This window comes from Hymenobacter tenuis (genome assembly GCF_054780495.1).
Window position 1 is genome coordinate 701,902 of record NZ_BAAGWF010000001.1, and the last position, 21,896, is coordinate 723,797.

Annotated in this window: 18 protein-coding genes; 14 read left to right on the plus strand and 4 right to left on the minus strand. The window is 57.0% G+C overall.

Annotated features, from left to right (window positions below):
* Positions 1-38: 38 nt before the first annotated feature.
* Entirely contained in the window at positions 39-785 is a 747-nt protein-coding gene (locus ACYVGU_RS03085) for a fatty acid desaturase family protein (RefSeq protein ID WP_460620861.1), read from the plus strand.
* Between the two features lie 184 nt (positions 786-969).
* On the plus strand, positions 970-3,033 hold the full coding sequence (locus ACYVGU_RS03090) for a sensor histidine kinase (RefSeq protein WP_460620862.1): 2,064 nt from the start codon (positions 970-972) through the stop codon (positions 3,031-3,033).
* Here the strand turns inward: ACYVGU_RS03090 and ACYVGU_RS03095 are convergent.
* Complete coding sequence (locus ACYVGU_RS03095) at positions 3,014-3,751, minus strand: LytR/AlgR family response regulator transcription factor (RefSeq protein WP_460612522.1); 738 nt, start codon at positions 3,749-3,751, stop codon at positions 3,014-3,016. The two genes, ACYVGU_RS03090 and ACYVGU_RS03095, sit on opposite strands and share 20 nt — an antisense overlap.
* Before the next feature lie 276 nt (positions 3,752-4,027).
* Here ACYVGU_RS03095 and ACYVGU_RS03100 point away from each other — a divergent pair, with 276 nt between their 5' ends.
* Positions 4,028-4,594, plus strand: coding sequence for a hypothetical protein (locus ACYVGU_RS03100; RefSeq protein ID WP_460612521.1), 567 nt, complete (start codon positions 4,028-4,030; stop codon positions 4,592-4,594).
* Positions 4,595-4,676: 82 nt separating this feature from the next.
* On the opposite strand, the gene ACYVGU_RS03105 is transcribed toward ACYVGU_RS03100, so the two are convergent.
* The 3 genes from ACYVGU_RS03105 to ACYVGU_RS03115 form a co-directional block, all read right to left on the minus strand.
* The gene (locus ACYVGU_RS03105; RefSeq protein ID WP_460612520.1) at positions 4,677-5,048 is read right to left on the minus strand and encodes a heavy-metal-associated domain-containing protein; all 372 of its coding nucleotides are present in this window, start codon (positions 5,046-5,048) and stop codon (positions 4,677-4,679) included.
* Between the two features lie 96 nt (positions 5,049-5,144).
* A complete protein-coding gene (locus tag ACYVGU_RS03110; RefSeq protein WP_460620863.1) occupies positions 5,145-7,448 on the minus strand; it encodes a TonB-dependent receptor in 2,304 nt (767 codons plus the stop codon).
* Positions 7,449-7,539: 91 nt separating this feature from the next.
* Positions 7,540-7,980, minus strand: coding sequence for an HYC_CC_PP family protein (locus ACYVGU_RS03115; protein WP_460620864.1), 441 nt, complete (start codon positions 7,978-7,980; stop codon positions 7,540-7,542).
* A gap of 294 nt (positions 7,981-8,274) precedes the next feature.
* On the opposite strand from ACYVGU_RS03115, the gene mraZ reads away from it, so the two are divergent.
* From mraZ to ACYVGU_RS03170, 11 genes are all read left to right on the plus strand, one after another.
* Positions 8,275-8,751 (plus strand): division/cell wall cluster transcriptional repressor MraZ, encoded by a 477-nt coding sequence (gene mraZ / locus ACYVGU_RS03120; RefSeq protein ID WP_460612517.1) that lies wholly within the window; start codon positions 8,275-8,277, stop codon positions 8,749-8,751.
* On the plus strand, positions 8,748-9,692 hold the full coding sequence (rsmH, locus tag ACYVGU_RS03125; protein ID WP_460620865.1) for a 16S rRNA (cytosine(1402)-N(4))-methyltransferase: 945 nt from the start codon (positions 8,748-8,750) through the stop codon (positions 9,690-9,692). Before mraZ ends, rsmH begins: the two co-directional genes overlap by 4 nt.
* Positions 9,693-9,725: 33 nt before the next feature.
* Positions 9,726-10,457, plus strand: a complete 732-nt coding sequence (locus ACYVGU_RS03130; RefSeq protein WP_460620866.1) for an FtsL-like putative cell division protein — start codon at positions 9,726-9,728, stop codon at positions 10,455-10,457.
* Positions 10,441-12,807 carry a penicillin-binding protein gene (locus tag ACYVGU_RS03135; protein WP_460620867.1) on the plus strand — a complete coding sequence of 789 codons (2,367 nt, stop codon included), beginning with the start codon at positions 10,441-10,443 and terminating at the stop codon, positions 12,805-12,807. The genes ACYVGU_RS03130 and ACYVGU_RS03135 overlap by 17 nt, the downstream gene beginning before the upstream one ends.
* Before the next feature lie 59 nt (positions 12,808-12,866).
* Positions 12,867-14,342 carry a Mur ligase family protein gene (locus tag ACYVGU_RS03140; protein ID WP_460620868.1) on the plus strand — a complete coding sequence of 492 codons (1,476 nt, stop codon included), beginning with the start codon at positions 12,867-12,869 and terminating at the stop codon, positions 14,340-14,342.
* A gap of 128 nt (positions 14,343-14,470) precedes the next feature.
* On the plus strand, positions 14,471-15,691 hold the full coding sequence (gene mraY / locus ACYVGU_RS03145; RefSeq protein WP_460612512.1) for a phospho-N-acetylmuramoyl-pentapeptide-transferase: 1,221 nt from the start codon (positions 14,471-14,473) through the stop codon (positions 15,689-15,691).
* A 57-nt stretch (positions 15,692-15,748) separates the two neighbouring features.
* On the plus strand, positions 15,749-17,125 hold the full coding sequence (murD, locus tag ACYVGU_RS03150; RefSeq protein WP_460620869.1) for a Mur ligase family protein: 1,377 nt from the start codon (positions 15,749-15,751) through the stop codon (positions 17,123-17,125).
* 79 nt (positions 17,126-17,204) lie between these two features.
* Positions 17,205-18,383, plus strand: coding sequence for an FtsW/RodA/SpoVE family cell cycle protein (locus tag ACYVGU_RS03155; protein WP_460612510.1), 1,179 nt, complete (start codon positions 17,205-17,207; stop codon positions 18,381-18,383).
* A gap of 105 nt (positions 18,384-18,488) precedes the next feature.
* Complete coding sequence (murG, locus tag ACYVGU_RS03160; RefSeq protein WP_460620870.1) at positions 18,489-19,583, plus strand: UDP-N-acetylglucosamine--N-acetylmuramyl-(pentapeptide) pyrophosphoryl-undecaprenol N-acetylglucosamine transferase; 1,095 nt, start codon at positions 18,489-18,491, stop codon at positions 19,581-19,583.
* Between the two features lie 88 nt (positions 19,584-19,671).
* Positions 19,672-21,129: a UDP-N-acetylmuramate--L-alanine ligase gene (gene murC / locus ACYVGU_RS03165; protein ID WP_460620871.1), complete on the plus strand. Its 1,458-nt coding sequence runs from the start codon at positions 19,672-19,674 to the stop codon at positions 21,127-21,129.
* The gene (locus ACYVGU_RS03170; RefSeq protein ID WP_460620872.1) at positions 21,113-21,877 is read left to right on the plus strand and encodes a cell division protein FtsQ/DivIB; all 765 of its coding nucleotides are present in this window, start codon (positions 21,113-21,115) and stop codon (positions 21,875-21,877) included. The genes murC and ACYVGU_RS03170 overlap by 17 nt, the downstream gene beginning before the upstream one ends.
* The last annotated feature ends 19 nt before the right edge of the window (positions 21,878-21,896 follow it).

The following is a 21,896-nucleotide window of genomic DNA, read 5'->3' on the forward strand; positions in this document are numbered from 1 at the left end:
TTCTCCGCTATTTTTACGTTTTCGTCGTATTGAGCATCATGCCTTCCGTCAGTACTCAGCACCCTAGCAACGCAACCGTGCGCCGCGTGAAGCCGGCACCGCTGGGCCAGAAGGGGGTACTGATGGCCGCGCTGATTCTGGTGGCCTGGGCCGGGCTACTGACGTTTTCACTGGCGTTCTACCAGCCCGACTGGCGCACGCCGTGGCCGTATTTGCTGGCTCTGCTGCAAACGCACCTGTACACGGGCCTTTTCATTACCGCGCACGATGCCATGCATGGGGTAGTAAGCCCCAATAAGCGTCTGAACAATTTTATTGGCCTGCTAACAGCCGGGCTGTTTGCCTTCAACTGGTTTCCCGGGATGCTACCCAAGCACCATGCCCACCACCGCCACGTGGGCACCGATGACGACCCTGATTTTCATGATGGCCGTCACCCGAGCTTTGTGCGCTGGTTTGTGCGCTTTGCTTGGAACTACGTGACGCTGGGGCAAGTCGTGCTCATGGCCGCGACCTACAACGTGCTGAAGCTGTTTTTTCCTCAGGCCAGCGTTATTGCCTTCTGGATGCTGCCCGCGGTGCTGGCTACGCTGCAGCTTTTCTACTTTGGTACCTACCTGCCGCATCGGGGCGAGCATGCTCCTGATAACTTGCACAAGTCGCGGAGTCAGTTCCGGCACCATATGTGGGCCTTTGTGAGCTGCTATTTTTTCGGCTACCACTACGAGCACCACGACCAGCCCTATCTGCCGTGGTGGCGGCTGTGGCAAGCCAAGGAAGCGTAGGGTTGTGTATTCAATAACAGGTAGTTACTAGGCCGCCGCTGCTGGCCAATATAAATCCGAACCGGGAGAGTAGCTCGTACATGGCTTTTTGTATATTGCTAGGTAGCATGTTCTTAAAAGGCGTGTTGCTGGCAGTACAGTTGAGCTAAACGGCACACCCATGTGGCAGGTATTTCCGGAAAAGATGAAAGCACGAAGCTGGAGTGCCGGCTTAGTTGCGCTATTTCTTTTCCTGGTGGGGAGCTGGCCGGGGCCGGTTATGGCGGTTGTTGCGCCCCAAACCTCGCAGGAGTTTCCGCTCGATTCGTTTTCGCCCCTAGAGGCGAAGGCCCTGCTGCGCCGTACACCTGAGCAACTTCGGCGGGCCACTGTGGCTAAGGATACGCTGCGTCAGCGCCAGCTCCACTGGACCGCGGGCCAGGCCTGCCACGTACTGCGCCGCTATGAGTCGGCCATTCGGCATTATCGGCGGGCGTTGGCCCTCAGCCAGCCTAGTGGCAAGTCGGCGGCCTGGTCGGGGTGGTTGCTGGGGCGCGCCCTCCATAGCCAGGGCGATACTGGCAAAGCCCGTCAAACGTATCAGCATGCCCTGCATAGCTTTCGGAAGCTGCGCGATGTGGCAGGGCAGGGGCAAGTACTGGAGCACCTTGGCGAGCTGTATGGGGCTAGTGGGCAATGGGGGCGCGCCCGCTTTCATTACGAGCATGCCCTAGCAGCTTGGCAGCTGGCGCATAACCAGCAGCGCGTGGCCCATGTGCTGAGCCAGATTGGGGTAGCGCATCAACAGCAGCGCAACTACAGCCGCGCCTTATACTATTTGCGCCAAAGCCTGACCAAAGCACAGGAAATCCAGGATAGCGTCCGGATGAGTGAGGCGTTGAGCAGTACGGGTCGGATTTATCAGGAGCTGAGCAACCACGAGGTGGCCATGGGCTATTTCGCCAAAGCACTGGCTTTTCTGCCTACCAACGCTACCCTGCTGGCCCGTACCAATACCCTGCAAAGCTTGGCCGCCACCGAGGATTCAGTGGGTAAACTTTCAATGGCTGAGCAGCACCTGCGGCTGGCTCTTGCACCCGCCGCGCAAACGGGCTCCAAAGAGGTGCTGAGCCGAGTTTATTATTCCCTGGCCAGCGTGTACCGGCGCATTGGGCAGCCGTGGAGGTCATTGGGGGCGCTTACCCGCTACACTGGGTTGCAGGACAGCGTATTTGCCGAGCAGCGCTCCATACAGGTGGCAGAACTGCAAACCCGCTACGAAACAGAGAAAAAGGAGCGGGAGATTCAGCTGCTCACCAAAGACAAGGAATTACAGGAGGCCAAACTCAACCGGCGACTTTTGCAGCGCAACTGGTTGGCTGCCGGCACCATTTTTCTGCTACTGGCGGTAGTGGCTCTGTTTCGGGCCCAACGGCGACAGCGCCATACCAATACGCTGCTCCAGCGAAAAAATGCGGCCATCAATCGCCAGAAGGAAGAGCTAAACCGGCTTAATCGTACCAAGGATACGCTTTTCTCTATTATCTCGCATGACCTGCGCGGCCCCCTGAGCTCCTTGTACTCGTTGCTGGCGTTGCTTAAGCTGGGCCAGATGCCGGCAGAACGGCTGGCTATGCAGTCAGAGCGGGTTACGCGCATGCTCGACAGCACGCTGCATCTGCTCGACAACCTCTTGAACTGGTCGGCCTCGCAGCTAAAAGGAGAAGCAGGGGCTCGGGCCGAACGGCTGCGACTTGATTTTTTGGCCGATGAAACGGTGGCCCTGCTGCACGGCGATGCCGAGCGGAAAGGAATAACGCTACTGAATGAAGTGCCGGAAGGCTGCCTGGTACGGGCCGATGTGAACATGACGCGGCTAGTGCTGCGCAACTTGCTCAACAACGCCCTCAAATTCACGAATGCCGGGGGCCATATCACGCTGGGTGCCAGGCGGCAGAATCAGTGGTGGGAAATTAGCGTGGAGGATACCGGAATCGGTATTGACCCCGCCGACCACCACCGGGTATTGGGGCAGGGAAGCCACTTTTCTACCCCGGGCACGGCCAACGAAAAAGGAACCGGCTTGGGCCTGCGCCTATGCCAGGAGTTTGTGGAGCGCAACGGCGGCACGTTATCCTTCAGCAGCACACCGGGCCAGGGCTCCTCGTTCTGGTTTACGCTTCCAGCCTTAGACGAGGAACAGCCGCTAGGCTACCAGGAAACTGCCCGGGTTGAAGCGCAAACCGCGGCTAGTGCTGACGCCGGATAAGCGAGCGGTTTACAATGCGTTCCGTTACCCGGTCGCGGTAGGTTTGGCCCAGCGGCAAGGCATGTCCGCCCACTTTCACCTCCAGGTTGCTCACGGAATCAATACGGGCAGCATTTACCAGGTAGGAACGGTGCGTGCGAACAAACAGGCCGGGCGGCAATTGCTCCTCTAGGTTCTTCAGGTTCACTAGGGTAAGGTGGGTGCGGCCGTCAGAGGTGTTGATCTTGGTGAAATCTTTCAGCGCTTCGATGTACAGCACTTCGCGGTAGTGCAGGCGTACAAACTGCGCATCAGTCCGAATGAAAAAGGAGCCCCAGCCCGCCAGGGCGTCGGCCTGGGCATCTGGACTAGCCGTGTTCACGCGCAAAATGCCTGCTACCTTGTTTACGGCTTTCAGAAAGCGGTCGAGAGAAATAGGCTTTAACAGAAAATCAATTACATCCAGATTAAAGCCTTCCATGGCATACTGCGGGTAGGCCGTCATCAAGACCACTAGGGGCGGCTGCTGCAAGGACCGAATCAAGTCAATGCCACTTAAATGGGGCATGGTCACGTCTGAGAACAGCACGTGCACATGGTTTTCCATCAGGTAGCGGTGCGCGTCCAAAGGGTCGGTAAAAGCCGCTTTTACATCCAGAATATCGGTCATGGCAACGTAGGCCTGAAGCAGGTCCAGAACCAGCGGATCGTCATCTAGAAGCAAGCAGGAAATTTTCATACAACAGGAGCGGGAGGCGGGGTGTCTGGGGTCAATATAAATAGATAAAATCGAATCGTCTTATAAATTATTAAAAGAAAACAATTTTAGAAAGCTAAATTTTACCAGTTGGTCTACTTTTCAGCGAGGTTCCTATACTTTAAATAGGTAATAATTAACATGTTACGTATATTATACAAAAACCAGTTTTTCTAGTGCGTTGCCCTGATTACAGGCTTTTAACAGCCTATTCGTTCTTACCAGCCATGGTAGCGCAAGCTGCTTCACCTATTGCGTATGAAACCTGCAACTGTTCCTTCGGCCTCACCGCCAGTAGTGCTCGGTGTTGCCCTTACAATAGCGCACAATGAAGGACTGCGGCGGTCATTGCAGTCGGCTTTTGGTTTGAGTACCAAAGCCATTAACCTACGCATTGACCCCGGAATGGACCTTATTTTTCTGTGCGAGGCTACGCTACCGAGCACCTTGCCCTGCCTTGCCTCCCTGATGCACCCTAGTATAACGGCCGTAACGCTGCGGAAAGCAACGCTCACTTGGATTCCGGAAGAAGGCCAAGCAATTGGGCGCGGCACGCCCACACTGGGGGCACTGGAAAGCGGCAACTGTTTTCTGACGGCCAACAGCCGGAAAGTTTCCATTGCTACGTTCGGGCCGCACCAAGTCCACCCCACGCACATTGACATGGAGCTCCAGGGCCAACCCAACCTGATTGAGTTTCTGCGCTCTGATTGGTTTACCCTGGAAATTTCAGGCACCAACCGGCGCCGGCTTACCCGTCCGCTTGCGTTTCAGGTGAGCTTGCAGTTTGAAATCCAAACCATGACGCAAGCCATTGCCGCGTAGCTTCATATAGAAGTAGAACCCGATAAGAGCCAAAAAAGCCTAGGTAGCAGTACCTGGGCTTTTTCGTGAGTAAGGTTAGTGGTTAGTGTACGCTGTTGGTTTTCTTGCAGCAATCGGGCAGCCGGTCATAAGCACGCGCGTCAGCCGTCTGATCGTCGGCATCGTAGCCGGTTTTCTGCACGGCGGTGCGCAGGGCCTCAGCAGTGGTTTTTTCGGGCCGATACGTCACGGTCAGGATCTGGCTAGGAACGTCGAGCTTAGCCTCCTGCACGCCTTTTTCATACGCCATGGCTTTTTCGAGGCGAGCTTTGCACATGTCGCACACGGCGGAAGTTTTAAGCTGCACTGTTTCAGTGGCCGGTCCTTTCGCTTTGGCTTTACTAGCCTGAGCAAATGAAGTAACCGAGGCTAGCAGCAGCGAAAGGGTGAGCAGGAAAGATGAGAAGAGCTTCATAGTAAGAAGAAAAGCGAAAAAGTGGTACAAAAGTGCCGGTAAGGCAAGTAGAAATAATGATGCCAAACGCTTTGGCAGGTCTGGCTACCTAGTGACTTAGTTTAGCGTCAGGCGCAAGCCGGCGTAGGTCATGCGGCCGTACACGGGGCCCCAAATCATGGCCGCATCGAAAGCTGGGCCGAATGGAGCAGTGGCCCCCTGAATAGGGTTAGGCTGCCGATAGTTGGTGAGGTTCTCTACCCCCGCGTACACCTCAAACCCCTTAAACGCCCGGGTGAGCTGCGTATTAAGTAAGGCATAGCGCGGGGCAGATGGTAGCGTCTGCTCACTGACTCCGCCGTGCTGGTGGCTTACGCTGCCCGGCTCATGAGCCAGGGGACGTTTGCCAAAGCCCTGCACCGTAAAATCGGCGCGCCACTTATCGTAGGCCGAGGCGTAGCCCAGGTTCAGGAACAGGCGGTGCCTAGGCGTAAGCACCTTCGGCAGCAGCTGCCCGTTATAGGTAGTTTTTACGTCGAGGTATTTGTAGGCCGCTTTGGCCTGCAGGCCCTTGATAGGCTCTATCTGCACCTCCGTCTGGAAGCTGCGCGAGTAAGAGCGCCCGCCCGGCTCCAGGTTCGTGATGGTCAGTCGGTCAGTGAGAGAGTAGGGGTCGGCTACTACTTGGTTCTGGAATTCGGTATGGTAGTAGTCGGTAATGAAGGTGGCCTGGCGACCGAGCGCCGTAAAATATTGGGTGAAAGAGCCGCCTACATTCCAGGCAGTTTCGGGCCGCAGTACCGGGCTAATTACAAACTCCCGCGAGCTAACCAGCATGCCTGAGTTTTCAGCAATGGGGTTGGCGGTCCGGAAGCCGCGGCCGGTGGCCAGGCGCAGAACCGTGTTTTTGGCCGGGTCAAACTTCACATTCAACCGGGGCGTCAGGTACCAGCCGTACAAGTTGTGGCGGTCAAGGCGCAGGCCACCCACCACGGTTAGGTTGCGAGCGTTCTGGTACGTGTACTCTGCAAAAGCCCCGGGCACCTGCTCCAGGCGGTTGCGGTGTTCTCGGGCGTAACGCTCATCCGGCGTTTCGGTGGGGTAGGTAAACCCGGTCCGGAAGATTTCCCGGTAGTCGTCGTGCAGAAAGCTAAGGCCGGTACGATAGGTGTGCGCCGTGGTTCCTAGCACGCTCTGGAACAGCAATGTGGCCAAGCCGGTGCGCTGCTTGCCATCGTAGGTGCGCAGGCCATAGCGCGACTCGAAGGCATGATCGGTTCCGCTCAGCAAAAGGCCTAGGCTCTGATACGGGCGACCGGGCCAGGTATAGCTGGTTTTAGCGAATGCAGTGTAGCGGTCCGTTTCCTGCGTGGTGCCATAAAAGCCACCCGGGTTTTCCGTGCGGAAGCCCATCTGGCCACCCTGGCGGGTTTCGCGCAAGGCGCCTAGGCCCACTTCCATCACCAACCCCTTGCCCGATAGGTACTTCCACTTGTTGAACAGGTTGTACTGGGTTGCCAGTGGTAAATCCAGGAACCCATCCTTATTGCGGTCAACGCGGCGGCCCAGGTGGTCGGTGTGCAAGAGCAGGGCCGTGCTCACCTTTTTGCTCACGGGCGTGGCCAAGTTCAAGTTCAGGTCGAATTTGCCCAGGTCGTTGACGTAGGCATTAAAGAGCAGGCGCTCGGCTTTGTCTGGCTCCTTGAGGCGCACATTCACCTGCCCCGAAATGCTTTCGTAGCCATTCACCACGGAGCCCATGCCCTTGATGATGTCGATGCTTTCAATCCAGGGGCCAGCTAGGTAGCCCAGTCGGTAAGGGGTAGCCAGTCCGCGCAGGGCCGGGAGGTTGTCTACCGTCAGCAAAGAGTATGCTCCATCAAGCCCTAGCAGCTGTATTTGCTTGGCGCCAGATACGGCATCCGTGGTCGAGACTTCTACTGAAGCGTTGGTTTCGAAGCTTTCCGCCAAGTTGCAGCACGCCGATTTGGTGAGGTCGCGGCTGCTGATGACTTGCGTATTCGTGGGCGTGAGGCCGGAGTAGGAGAGGGCGCGGCCCTCTACTTTTACCTCGGCTAGCTCAGCTGAGCGCTGCAACGGAATGCGCAGATAGCCTGTGCCGCCGGCTTGCACCGTATCGGCCTGGTACCCCAGAAAATTAATGATGAGGCGGTTACTACCCTTGCCCGCCGGCCGAACCAGGGAAAAAGCGCCCTGCTCATCGGTGGTGACTGCCTCGGCGGTAGTGCCCAGCCAGCGTACCACGGCGCCCGGCACCGGCGATTTAGTTGTGGCATCCAGTACCTGCCCTCGAATAGGGGCCACAGAGGCATCAGGGGTTTGGGACCAGGCGGGCAGCACGCTGCCAAGCACAACGCCAGCGCTGGCCAGCAAGCGCCCAGTGCTATTAAAGGAACTCATATCGTCAGATTGTTAGGGTTTTACTCAGATACGGCTGGGACACAACGGACCCAACTAGGTAGCCAGTGGAGGCTACCACATCAGAGAAACCCTAGACGATAAGCACGCCCACAAATGTGAGCAAGTCTCGGCCGGCAAGAGGTGGCGGCGAGGTATCAGAGGCATACCAGCACGCGGCCGCTACCAATACAGGCACCAGTGGCAGAGTAGGCCAGGAAGTGGTTGCGTCAGTGAGAGGGGCTAGTACTGGCACCGGGGCTTTCACCCAGGAAAGCTTGGCCGAAGGAGTGTCGAGTTTGTGAAAATGCGCCCCAAACTCACAGCAAGCCTTCTTGATCTGGGCGTTGTTGGTGGCGTGGTCAGTCGCTACGGAAGCGGGACAACCGTGCTCCGCCGGGCTGAAAATTACGGTGGCCGTATGCTTGCCGCTCTGCCGACACACGTGCTGCTGCACCGTAAGGCCCACCGAAGAGGTGAGTACGAGCAAGGCTAGCCAAAAGCTAAAAAGCCGATGTAGCAGAGGGCGTTTCATTTGGATGCAAATATACTGCTTCGGCAGGGAAAGCGCAGTGTAGAATACTGGAGCTGTCGGTATAGAATCTGGGTTTCAGTACTAGCCCATCCGAAAGCCCCAAGTGTTTCACGATGTGCCTGACAATCTGTCAAGGCTATAACACCATATCCCGCTCCTTCCTTAAAAACCCTTTAAAATCGCTAAAAACGCGTATTTTGGAAGTGGTAGAAAATGGTAAATCGTGGTTGTCTTTTACAGGGGGTTCCGTACTTTTGCTATATCCCGTATCTGTGCCCTGCGGGAATACTGCCTATGACCCTGCTCCTCTCCGGCGAATATGAGTGCAAGCTCGACCCTAAAGGTAGGCTGGTACTACCGTCGAAGGTGAAGGCCAACTTGCCGGAAGCCTCGGGTAACCAGCTTGTGCTGGTGCGTGGGTTTGAGCCGTGCCTAGTGTTGTACCCAAGGGCGGCCTGGCGCGTGATTCATGAGAAGGTGATGGCCCTCGACGAGTTCAATGAGGAGTACCGCCAGTTTCAGCGCAACTTCTTTCGGGGCATGACGGAGGTGGAACTGGACTCAATTGGCCGCTTTATGCTACCTGGCTCGATGCGCCGGTATGCGGGCATCGAGAAGGAGGCTATTATTGTAGGACTGGGAAACCGGTGCGAAATTTGGGACACGGCCCGCTACGACGACTTCCTAATCAAAGATCAGCAAAGCTTCTCGAAGCTGGCTCAGAAATTTCTCACCACTGAAACTGGCCCCGGCGGCCCCCTGGCCGCATGAGCAACGCCTTGAACGATTACCAGAACGATACCGACTACCACCGCCCCGTGATGCTGCGCGAGTGCCTGGAAGGCCTTGACTTGCAGCCCGGCGGACGTTACGTGGATGTCACGTTTGGCGGCGGCGGCCACTCAGCGCGCATTCTGGAACGGCTGGGCCCGGAAGGCCACTTGTACAGCTTCGACCAGGATGCCGATGCGGAGAAGGAAGCCGAAAAGCTGGCCCGACCTGAGTTTACCTTCATCCGGAGCAACTTTCGGAACCTCTATAAAGAATTGGCTCGTCACGGCGCCCTGCCCGTTGATGGCCTACTGGCTGACTTGGGCGTGTCGTCGCATCAGTTTGATACACCGGAGCGCGGGTTCAGCACCCGCTTCGATGGCCCGCTGGATATGCGCATGGACCCAGATGGCGACGATGCCTCCGCTGCTGACATTATTAATGAGTACTCCGAAGCGGAGCTGCACCGCATTTTTGGTATGTACGGCGAGGTCACGAATGCCCGCACACTAGCCGCTACCGTAGTGGCAGCGCGACGCGGGCAGAGCATCACGACCATTGCCGCCCTGAAAAAGGCGATTGTACCCTGCACGCCCCGCGGCAAAGAGAATAAGTACTTGGCCCAGGTGTTTCAGGCCTTGCGCATTGAAGCCAACGATGAAATGGCCGCATTGCAGCAAATGCTGGAGCAAACCGCCCAGGTGTTGCGCCCCGGCGGCAGGCTAGTGGTAATGAGCTACCACTCGTTGGAAGATCGGCTGGTGAAAAACTTCATTGCGAAAGGTAAATTCTTCGGCGAGGTGGAGAAGGACCTATTTGGGCGTACCAACGTGCCATTTGAGTCCCTAACACGCAAGCCAGTTGAAGCCTCGGCGGAGGAAATTGCCGCCAACAGCCGCGCCCGGAGCGCCAAGCTTCGCATCGCCATCCGAAAAGAGTAACCGCATCCATTTAGGAGTAATCCAGCAAGAACAGTGGCCGTCAACACCGTAAAACCCGCCAATACGCCCCGCGTGAATGCGCCGCGGGAAGTTGCGCCTATCGCGCCGGAGCCGGTGCGCCCACTTGAGCCCGAGCCTGCACCAGCGCCACGACCCGCCAAAGCCCCGCGCATGCCGCGCCCAGCGGCCCAAAAGCGCAGCACCTGGAGCGTGTTCTCATTGCTGGAGCGCGTCACGCGGCTCGATGGGTTGTTTCGGGAAGGGTTGCCAGTGCGGTTTCTGCCGCATCTGCTCTTTGTCATGTTTCTGACCCTAGTGTATATCGGAAACACGCACTATGCTACCCGCATGAACCGCAGCATCCAGAAGCTGAAGCTGGAAACAGAAGACCTTCGGGCCGACTACACCACGCTGAAATCAGACTACATGGAGGCCAGCAAGCAAAGCGAGGTAGCCCGCAAAGTGGCCGCCTATGGCCTGATGGAAAGCTCCTCACCACCCTTCCGGATTTCAGTGCCAGCCGGCCGGCTTGATGAAGCGGAGCTGGACATGCTGCCGGTGCTAACCGCCGACTCCGTAGCGGCCATGACGGCCCGCGCCAAGGCCGACTCGTTGCGCCGGGCCAGCGGACCATCCGTTGGCGACTCCGTAGAGGTGGGCGCGCCGCCCGTGCCCATCGGTACCGACCTGAACGGCGAACCTGCTACCCTTTCATCTTCTTCCAATCGTTCTGCTACCCCACGCCGCAATGAAAGGAAACGTTAAAAAAAGCATTGTTACCCGCGTTCGGCTTGCCTTTTTGGGGGTGTGCCTGTTCTCGTGCGCCATTGTGTGGCGCATAACGCACGTGCAGTTTACGGAGGGGGCCAAATGGAGTGCTTTGGAGCAGGAGCGCCGCATTGTATACCAGCCGGTGTTTGCTACGCGTGGCAATATTTACTCAGATAACGAAAGCATTATGGCTACCTCGCTGCCCTTCTATCGGGTGGCCTGGGACCCAAGCGTAGTGGATAGAGCGCTGTTCAATCAGAAAGTCGACTCGTTGGCGCTGCTGCTTTCCCGATTCTTTGGGGACCGCACGCCGGGCGAGTATGCCCGCAAGCTGCGCAACGCCAAAAACGCCAAACCCTCAGTGCGCTATCTGCGCCTGAACTCGCGGCAAATCAACTTCCAGGAGAAAAAAGAGCTGACCCAGTGGCCTATTTTCCGGGAAGGCAAAAACAAGGGCGGCGCTATTTTCGAGAAAGTTGATAAGCGGTTTCGGCCCTTCGGAGGCCTAGCCCAGCGCACTATTGGGTTTATCAACGAAGACAAAAACGGCGCGGGCCTGGAGTTTACCTTCAACCGGCACCTAGCCGGCCGCGACGGTGAAGCCCTATTTGAGCGCCTGCCCGGTGGCAACAAGCCTATTTACGATGGCACCGAGGTAAAGCCCCAGCCCGGCTACGACGTGAAAACCACGCTCGATATTAACCTGCAGGACGTAGCCGAGAATGCCCTGTACAAGTCGTTGGTGAACAACAACGCGCAGTACGGTACCGTGATTTTGATGGAGGTGAAAACCGGCGAAATTAAGGCCGTGGCGAACCTGGGTAAGGTAGCTGATGGCGTGTACCGCGAGGACTACAACTATGCCATTGCCGACCAGGGCCGCACCGAGCCGGGCTCTACCTTTAAGCTGGCCTCCATGATGGCGGCGTTTGAGGAGAACCCTGACCTAGAGCTGACCGATACGCTGAACACCGGCAACACTGGCTCGATGAAAATAGGAGGGGCCGTGAAAACGGACTCGCACCCCTACGGCCGCATCACGCTGCAGCAGGTATTTGAGAAGTCGTCGAACATTGGGGTGGCTAAGCTGACGGATCAGGTGTTCAACAAGAACCCCGAAAAGTATACCGACTACCTCAAGCGGTTTGGCCTCGATAAGCCCCTAGGGTTTCAGATGGCTGGCGAGGCGCGGCCCTACATCAAAGACCCCCGCGACCGTAGCTGGAGCCGCACCTCACTCACGACCATGAGTATTGGCTACGAGCTGAAGCTGGCGCCGCTGCAAACGCTGGCCTTCTACAATGCCGTTGCCAACGGTGGTGTGAAGGTGCAGCCCATGATTGTAAAAGAAATTAAGCAGGCCGATAAGGTGCTGGAGCGCTTTGAAACGCAGGTGCTTAACCCCAAAATCTGCTCCGATGAAACCTTGCAGAAGGTGCGGGCCATGATGGAAGGGGTAGTAGAGCACGGCACCGCCCGCGGCATCCGAACCACTGACTACCTGATTGCCGGCAAAACTGGTACGGCCTGGAAGTTTAAGAACGGCGCCTACACCCGCACCTATTCAACCAGCTTCTGTGGCTATTTTCCGGCCGATAACCCTAAGTATTCGTGCATAGTGGTGGTCGATTCGCCAAAGAACGGCCGCATTTACGGGGCCGATGTAGCGGCGCCAGTGTTCCGCGAGCTGGCCGATAAAGCCATGGCCCGCGACGCCGCCAGCCAGCGCCCCTTGCTAGCCCGGGCTCCCCTGCATAAGTCGCGGGTGCCGCTAGTGCAGGCGGGTATGCAGGATGAGCTTTCCATGGTATTCACCAAGCTGGGCGTAACGCACAATGGTGCTACCGGCGCCGACGACTGGGTACGACTAGCCCCTACGGATTCGGAAGCCGCTAGCCTGAGCCTAAAGCCTATGGCCGTGCGACCCGGTCGGGTGCCGAACGTACTGGGCCTCACCCTGCGCGACGCGCTGTTCCTGCTCGAAAACCGTGGGCTGCGGGTTCGCACCTCGGGTACCGGGCGCGTTAAGTACCAATCAGTAGCAGCTGGTTCGGCGGCACGGCGCGGAAGTGTCATACAGCTACAACTAGAGCCCATTGGCGGCCGTGTGAGTGTGCCGGCCCCAGCTGCGCCGCCCACGCCGGGCTTGGCCACACTAGCTGAAACTAGGGTTTCGAAGCCTGGAACAGCTAGTGCCACTTCCGCTTCTGTAGAAACATCGCCTCCTAACCGGAAGGCAAGCAAACCGCAGGCCGCACTACCTACTACTAGGCAGAAGGAGAGCAGCAAACCCGCCAAAGCGGCCGCAGCCCTGACGAAAGCTAAGTCTAAATCAAAAGCATAAGTAAAACGGCTCTACTTCCTGCCGCCTAACGCTCCGGCTTTTACCACGACCACCTCGACTTGAATCACGATACTACCCTTTCTGCTCTACTCAATGCCATAACGGTGCGGGCACAGCATGGCCCCTCCGATGTAGTAGTTTCCAGCCTCACCCTGGACTCCCGGCAGGCTGGCCCCGGCACGGTGTTTTTTGCCTTGCGCGGTACCGCTACCGATGGCCATCAGTTCATCCCGAAAGCCGTGGAGTTGGGGGCGGCCGTGGTGGTAGCCGAAGAGTTGCCTACTGAGCTGAACCCCGCTACTACCTACGTGCAGGTGCCCGATAGTGCCGAGGCCATGGCGCGCATGGCAGCTGAGTTCTACGGTCATCCGTCGCGCAAGCTCCAGCTGGTGGGCATCACGGGCACGAATGGCAAAACTACCTGCGCCACCATGCTGCACAAGCTCTTCCGGGAGCTGGGTTACCATTGCGGCCTGCTGAGTACGGTGCAAAATCAGATTGATGAGGAAGTAATTCCGGCTACGCACACCACGCCCGATGCTATTCGGCTGAATGAGCTACTGGCTCGCATGCTGAAGGCCGGCTGCACCCATGTATTCATGGAGGTAAGCTCGCATTCGGTGGTACAGCACCGCGTTACGGGGCTGCACTTTGCCGGTGGCATCTTCACCAATCTCTCGCACGACCACCTCGACTACCATGGCACCTTTGATGCGTATCTGAAGGCCAAAAAAGGCTTTTTCGATATGCTGCCGAAGTCGGCTTTTGCTCTTACCAATGCCGATGACAAGCGCGGACCGGTGATGCTGCAAAATGTGTTGGGCCGCCGCGAAACGTACTCTATGCGTGGTGCCGCTACGTTCCGGGGCCGCCTGATTGAAAACGCCGTACATGGCCTGCACCTGGAAGTAGATGGCTGCGAGGTGCAGTTCCGCCTGATTGGGGTGTTCAATGCGTACAACCTGCTGGCTATTTACGGCGCGGCTGTGCTACTAGGCGAGGAGCCAACCGAGGTACTCACAGTGCTGTCGGGGCTGACTTCCGCGCCGGGCCGGTTTGAGCCGGTGGTATCGGAGCGGGTGCGCATCACGGGTATTGTGGACTACGCTCATACGCCCGACGCGCTGGAAAACGTACTCCAGACGATTGCCGACATCCGGCAGCCTAGTCAGCAGGTGATTACGGTAGTGGGCTGCGGCGGCAACCGCGACGGAGCAAAGCGGCCCATTATGGCGCGCCTGGCCACCCAGCTTTCCGACCGCGCCGTGCTGACATCTGACAACCCCCGTTTCGAGGACCCCCAGGATATTCTCAGCCAGATGCAGGCCGGCGTTCCGGTGGAAAACCTCGGCAAAGTCCTGACCATTCCAGACCGCCGCGAGGCCATCAAAACGGCGGTAGCCTTGGCTAACCCCGGCGACATTGTGCTGGTAGCAGGCAAAGGCCACGAAACGTACCAGGAAATCAAAGGTATCCGCTCGGACTTCGACGACAAGCAGGTGCTAGTAGAAATGTTCAGCTTACTAGGCAAGTAGTAAGCGAAAACCGGCTGACCGCTGAATAATCCAAAATCAGCAGAAACACAACGTTGGACCAACGCACAAAAAACGAAACCTTTGCAGCTTGGACTACCTCTGAATCCTAACTGCTGACCCTCGCGCCCATGCTGTATTACCTCTTTGACTACCTTAATCGGCACTTTCACATTCCTGGCGCGGGTGTGATTCAGTATAGCTCGTTCCGGGCCGCCCTGGCGGTAGTTACTTCGCTTATCATTGCCCAGTACTTTGGCGCCCCACTTATTCGGGTGTTGCAGCGCCAGCAAATCGGGGAGACCATCCGGGACCTGGGCTTGCAGGGCCAGGCTGAGAAGAAAGGCACCCCCACTATGGGCGGCCTGATTATTCTGCTGGCCATTCTGGTGCCCGTGCTGCTATTCGCCAAGCTCGATAACCTGTACATCGTTCTGATGCTGCTCAGCACCGTGTGGCTGGGCCTGATCGGCTTTATCGATGACTATATTAAGGTAGTTAAGAAGGATAAGGAAGGCTTGGCCGGTCGGTTTAAGATTCTGGGTCAGGTAGGGCTGGGTATTACGGTGGGCTGGGTGCTGTTTTTCTCGAATGATGTAACCGTGCGCCAATATGCCCTGCCTAACGGCTCGTTTTCGGCCGTCGATGCCAGCGGCGTGTATCAGGATGTGAAGCTGATGATTACCACGGTACCCTTCTTGAAAAACAACGAGCTGAACTACGGCGACTTGTTTGCCACGGCCGGTTCGTTTTTCAACGAGTACTACGCCTTCTTCTACATTCCTATTGTCATCCTCATCATCACGGCAGTAAGCAACGGCGCCAACCTCACCGACGGCCTCGATGGCCTGGCCGCTGGTACCTCGGCCATCATCGGTCTCACGCTAGCCATCTTCTGCTTTGTAAGTGGTAACGCCCTGCTGGCCGACTACTTCGACGTGATGTTCATCCCGAACTCCGGCGAGCTGGTAATCTTCTGTGCGGCGTTTGTGGGGGCGTGCGTTGGGTTTTTGTGGTACAACTCGTATCCGGCCCAGGTTTTCATGGGCGACACCGGCTCTTTGGCCATTGGCGGCATCATTGCCGTGCTGGCCATCATTGTGCGCAAAGAGCTCCTGATTCCGGTGCTGTGCGGCGTGTTCCTGATTGAAAGCCTCTCGGTAATGGTGCAGGTAAGCTACTTCAAGTATACCAAGCGCAAATACGGCGAAGGCCGCCGTTTGCTGCGCATGTCGCCGCTGCACCACCACTACCAGAAACTAGGCTACCACGAGTCGAAAATCGTGTCGCGCTTCTGGATTGTAGCCATCATGCTAGCCGTACTGACGCTCGTAACCCTGAAACTTCGCTAGGCTCCTTCCCGGTCTCAACCATCGGCGCTCATCTGATACACAAGTACGTACCTTTCTATGTCTAAGAAAATAGTTGTTCTGGGAGCCGCGGAAAGTGGGGTAGGGGCCGCGTTGTTGGCGCAGGCCAAAGGCTACACCGTGTTTGTATCGGACCGCGGACCAATTCAGGACTCCTATAAGGAGAAGTTAACGCAGGCAGGTATTCCGTTCGAGGAAAATCAGCACACGCTAGACGAGATTCTGACGGCCGATGAGGTGGTGAAAAGCCCCGGCATTCCGGAGAAAGCGCCGGTTATTCAGGCGCTACGGGAAATGGGTACGCCCGTCATCTCGGAAATTGAGCTGGCCGGCCGTTACACCAAAGCCAAGTGCATCTGCATTACGGGCACCAATGGCAAAACCACTACCACGCTGCTCACTTATCACTTGCTGAAAGAAGCGGGGCTGAAAGTGGGCCTGGCCGGCAATGTGGGTTACTCACTGGCCGAGCAGGTTATTGCCGATGAAAACGATTACTACGTGGTGGAGCTGAGCTCTTTTCAGCTGGATGACACGTATCGTTTTCAAGCCTGGATTTCAGTGCTGCTCAACATCACCCCTGACCATCTCGACCGGTACGGGTACTCGATGGAAAACTACGCCAAAGCCAAGCTGCGCATCACCCAGAACCAGGATAGCAACGGCTACTTTATTTATAACGCCGACGACGAGTACATTCAGCGGTATTTTCCGGCGGCGCTGCGCTCTATGCAGCAGTTGCCCTTTAGCCTGCACAAACGCCCCGACTACCAGTTGGCCGGCTACTACTCAAGTGAAGACCGGCTCTGCGTGGATATGCAGCCCGGCTACTACAGCGAAACCGAGGAAATCAGTACGGCCCGCTCCGTGCTAATTGGCCAACACAACCGCCAGAACACGCTGGCCGCCGTACTGTGCGCCCGTGTGGTGGGCATCGAGAAGGAGCAGATCGAGGCTAGTCTCCAAACGTTCCGCAACGCCGACCACCGCCTGCAACTGGTAGGTGAACTAAACGGCGTACGCTTTATCAACGACAGCAAAGCCACCAACGTGGAAGCCGCCTGGTATGCTCTGGATGGCATAACGCAACCCATCGTCTGGATTGCGGGCGGCACCGACAAGGGCAACGACTACACCAGCCTACTACCTCTAGCCGACTCTAGCGTGAAAGCCCTAGTGTGCCTGGGTGTTGATAATGAAAAGCTGAAAACCAGCTTTGCCAGCGTAATTTCCCATATTGAAGAAACTCAGAGCATGGAAGCAGCCGTACAGCGGGCCGCCGCACTTGCCTCGCCCGGCGATGTGGTGCTGCTTTCTCCGGCCTGCGCTTCCTTCGACCTGTTCAAAAACTACGAAGACCGGGGCCGGCAGTTTGCCGACGCCGTAGCTGCCCTCCAGAACAAGCCAGCTTACTAGGTCCGGCAACGGACCAAACTGTTTTAGCCGCCGACCACGGCCCGCCCGATACCCTTTCATCCTCTCATCATTTCACCGTATGGATCCTGTTACCAATTGGCTGCGGCAAAATCTGAAGGGTGACCCCGTGCTGTGGGGCATCGTGCTGCTGTTTTCGTTTATTTCCATTGCGGTGGTGTACTCGGCTACGGGTACGCTGGCCTACAAGAAAATGGGTGGCAACACCGAGTACTTCCTGTTTAAGCACACCAGTCTGATTTTCGTGGGCCTGTTCTTTATGTGGTTGGCGCACCGCATCGACTACCGTTACTACTCGCGGCTTTCCCTGTATGCCCTCCTAATTTCAGTGCCCCTGCTGATTTTCACGTTCGTGATGGGCTCGAACATCAACGAGGCCTCGCGTTGGCTGACCATTCCGGTTATCAACCAAACCTTCCAGCCCTCTGACTTAGCCAAGCTAGCCCTGATTTCGCACCTAGCCTCCATGCTCAGTCGCCGCCAGCAGCACGTCGATGATTTCAAGACCACGCTGCTGCCGGTTATGCTGTGGGTAGGCGTTATCTGCGGTCTGATTATTCTCTCGAACGCCTCTACGGCCTTGCTGTTGTTTGCTACCTGCCTGCTTTTGATGTTTATCGGGAGGGTGCCGCTAAAGCAAATGGTGGTCATGGTCATTATTGGCGTGGTAGTAGGCGGCGTGGGCCTGACGGCGGGCCAGCGCTACAAAACGGTTATTTCCCGCATCGAGAGCTTCACTGACAAAAGCAAGCCCGTACCCTTCCAGCTGGAGCACGCTTACATTGCAGAGGCCACGGGCGGCTTGTTCGGGAAAGGCCCTGGCAAGAGCACCGAGCGCAACATTATGCCCCACCCGTACTCCGACTTCATCTATGCCATCATTATAGAGGAGTATGGCCTGTTTGGAGGGGTAGTGGTGTTGTTTCTTTATCTGGCCTTCCTTTATCGAGGTCTGAAAACGGTGATAAACAGTTACGGCGCCTTTGGCGGCCTGCTTTCGGCGGGACTGAGTTTCAGTTTGGTGTTACAGGCTATGGTAAACATGGGAGTAGCTGTGGGCCTGGGCCCGATTACTGGTTTGCCGCTGCCGCTGCTGAGTATGGGTGGTACGTCTCTAATTTTCACTGGTATCAGTATCGGGATTATTCTGGCTGTGAGCCGGGGCGAGCGGGAAATCCGTCCGATGGCCGGCGAGCCCGAAGACACCGCCCGAATTCCGCGGGTGTCGCAATACGCCTAACTGGAGCTGCGGCCTGTGGATGATGGTTGCGGGCGCTGCTACCCCTAGTAAACACCTACAGCCTAGCCACCAGAACCCAAACACACGAATCCACCACGTAAGTACATGAAGTTAATTATCAGCGGCGGCGGTACCGGCGGGCACATTTTTCCGGCAGTAGCCATTGCCAATGAAGTGCGTCGACGCTACCCCGAGGCAGAAATCCTGTTTGTGGGCGCTAACGGCCGCATGGAAATGACCCGAGTTCCGGAAGCGGGCTACCGCATTGTCGGGCTCGATATTTCGGGCCTGCAGCGCAGCCTTTCCGCCCAGAACCTGCTGTTTCCCATCCGGGTGATGCGCGCTGTGCGCAAAGCCGGCAAAATCCTGGAAGAGTTTCGGCCCGATGCGGTGGTAGGGGTAGGGGGATATGCCTCCGCTCCGGTGCTTATGGCGGCCACCTCGCGCGGAATTCCGGCCCTGATTCAGGAGCAAAACTCTTACGCAGGCCTGGTAAACAAGCTGCTGGCCAAGCGGGTGCAGCGCATTTGTGTGGCGTACCAAGGCATGGAGAAGTTCTTCCCACCGGAGCGGCTAGTGCTTACCGGCAACCCCGTGCGCACAGAAATTGCCGACGGACAGCGCGCCGAGGCCCTGGCGTTTTTCGGGTTGCAGCCCGACCGGCCCGTGCTGTTGGTAATAGGAGGGAGCCTAGGAGCCCGCACACTCAACCACGCTACCGCCGCCGCCCTGCCGCGCCTACGCGAAGCTGGCGTGCAACTGCTCTGGCAAACCGGCAAAGCATATTTCCCGGAAGCTGAAAAGCAGGCGGCTCCATATGCTCAGGATAACCTGCTGGCGCTGGAGTTTGTGCGCCGCATGGACCTAGCATATGCGGCAGCTGATGTAGTGATTAGCCGGGCCGGTGCCTTGTCAGTATCGGAGCTTTGCCTTACGGGCAAGCCTAGTATTCTGGTGCCCTCGCCTAACGTAGCCGAAGATCATCAGACCAAAAATGCCTTAGCGCTTACTCAGCATAATGCCGCGTTACTGGTTCGGGACGCCGAGGCAGCTAGTAGCCTCTACACCGAAGCCCTGAACCTGCTGAACAACCCGACCCAACAACAACAGCTTACCGCTAACATCAGACAGCTAGCTTACCCCAACGCCACCGCTACTATTGTAGATGAGCTGCTGAAACTAATGCAGCCGACGCGCTAGCTAGTGGTTGAAAAGGCTTTCTGACCTAGTAAATACTTCGCAATTGGCCTGCTGATTCCTGCTTTTAAATTTCTAACTTACCGTTGACTTGAACCCCGTAGCTGCTTTTCCCCACGTCTTCTTTCTTGGTATCGGTGGCATTGGCATGTCGGCGCTGGCGCGGTGGTTCCGGGCGAACGGTCACTCAGTGAGTGGCTACGACAAAACCCCCACGCCGCTCACCGAAGCCCTGGCCGCCGAAGGCATAGCCGTGCACTACGAGGATGCGGTAACCAACATTCCGGCCGAAGTACAGGCTAACCGTGCCCAAACGCTGGTTGTGCTGACCCCAGCCATTCCCAAAGACCATAAGGAGTGGGCTTGGCTGCGGGAGCAGGGCTACGATATTCGCAAGCGCAGCCAAGTGTTAGGCCTGCTTACGGCCGGCCGCCCCACCATTGCGGTAGCAGGTACTCACGGAAAAACCACCACCAGCAGTATGGTAGCGCACCTGCTGCACCATGCCGGCGTGCCATCCGCCGCTTTCCTGGGCGGTATATCCGTTAACCTGGGCTCCAACCTGCTGCTACCCCCTCCGGCCGCCGAAAGCCCCCTGACGGCGCCTGAGCAAGTACCCGTAGTGGTAGAGGCCGACGAGTACGACCGAAGCTTCCTGACCCTGTTTCCTGATGTGGCTATCGTTACGAGTACCGACGCCGACCACCTCGATATCTATGGTCACAAGGAGGCGTTGGTAGAGTCGTTCCGGCAGTTTGTGGGCCAGATCAAGCCCGGCGGTACCCTCATCATTAACCACACCGCCGACCCCAGCGTGGCGGCCGCTGTGCCGGCTGGCGTGCGCGTGATTCGCTACGGCCTTTCACTGGAGCAAGGCCCCGAGCTGTATGCTTCGGATATCACCGCCGTAGGCCACCAGTTTCAGTTTGCCTTGCACGGTCCGCAGGGGCTAGTAACGGGGCTGGAGCTAGCGGTGCCCGGCTATCATAACGTAGAGAATATGCTGGCAGCGGCCTGCGTAGCGCAGCTGTATGGGCTCACGCCAGAGCAGCTTACCGCCGCCGTAGCAGCGTACCGGGGCGTGAAGCGTCGCTTTGAGTTTATCTTAACGGCTGGTACGCCGGAGCAACCTAAGGTATATGTGGATGATTACGCCCATCATCCACGCGAAATTGAGGCGTTTCTTCGTTCTCTGCGGGCGTTGTATCCGGGCCGCCAGCTGCGCGTCATTTTCCAGCCTCACTTGTTTAGCCGCACTCGCGATTTTGCTCCGGGATTCGCTGAAAGCCTGAGTCTTGCCGATGAAGTCGTGATGCTCGACATCTATCCGGCGCGGGAGCTGCCGATGCCTGGCGTAACCTCGGAGTTAATTTTGTCCCAAATAACGGCACCCAAAAAATCACTGCAGACGAAAGAAGAAATTTTGCATTATGTCGAAACCAATGCGAATTTTGACGTATTAGCCACTGTCGGAGCCGGCGACATTGATCAACTAGTACCACGGTTAAGGAATATTTTGAATATTCGCTGGAATGGAGCTGAAGCGTAAAGCCAATAATTTGTTGTTTGCCACGAGCTGCTTGTTGCTGCTCGTGGGGCTAGGCGCATTCGCTGCCGTGCGGCAGGCCAATCGGCCTGTGGGCGGCGTCATTGTTTCCATCAGCAATGAGTTCAACAACTTCTTTATCAGTGAGCGGGAAGTAACTAGCCTGCTTACCCGGCAGGGTGAAGACCGCCTAGAAGGCACCGACCCTGCCGATGTGGACCTAAAGTCGTTGGAGGCCCGCCTGAAGGCGCACAGTTTTGTAAAAGACGCCCAAGTGTACCGCGACCTGGCCGGCAACCTCCATGCTGACGTACGCCAGAACCGCCCTATTGCGCGCCTCGTGCACCCTGACTCGCGTCAAGACAGCTACCTCGATGCCGATGGTTTTCGTTTGCCACTGTCGCCGCTATTCACGGCGCGGGTAGTTCCTATCTCCCGCCTAAACGGCCAGCCGCTGTCGCAGGAGTTTTTCCGGGACAGCACCGGCCAGCGCTACCTCGAGTTTTTGCGCTACATCGACGAAAAACCTTTCTGGCGGGCCCAGGTAGCTGAAGTATTTGTAGGCGCCAACGGGAAGCTTTCTTTTACCCAACAAGTAGGCGACCAACGCATAGAATTTGGCTTTCCTGAGAATATTTCGGAAAAATTTGCGAAACTGATGGTATTTTACCGGCAGATTCCTCCTGTTCTCGGCTGGGATACCTACCACCGGGTTAATGTCGAGTTCAAGGATCAGATTATTTGCGAATAAAATTATCCGTCTAAAACGC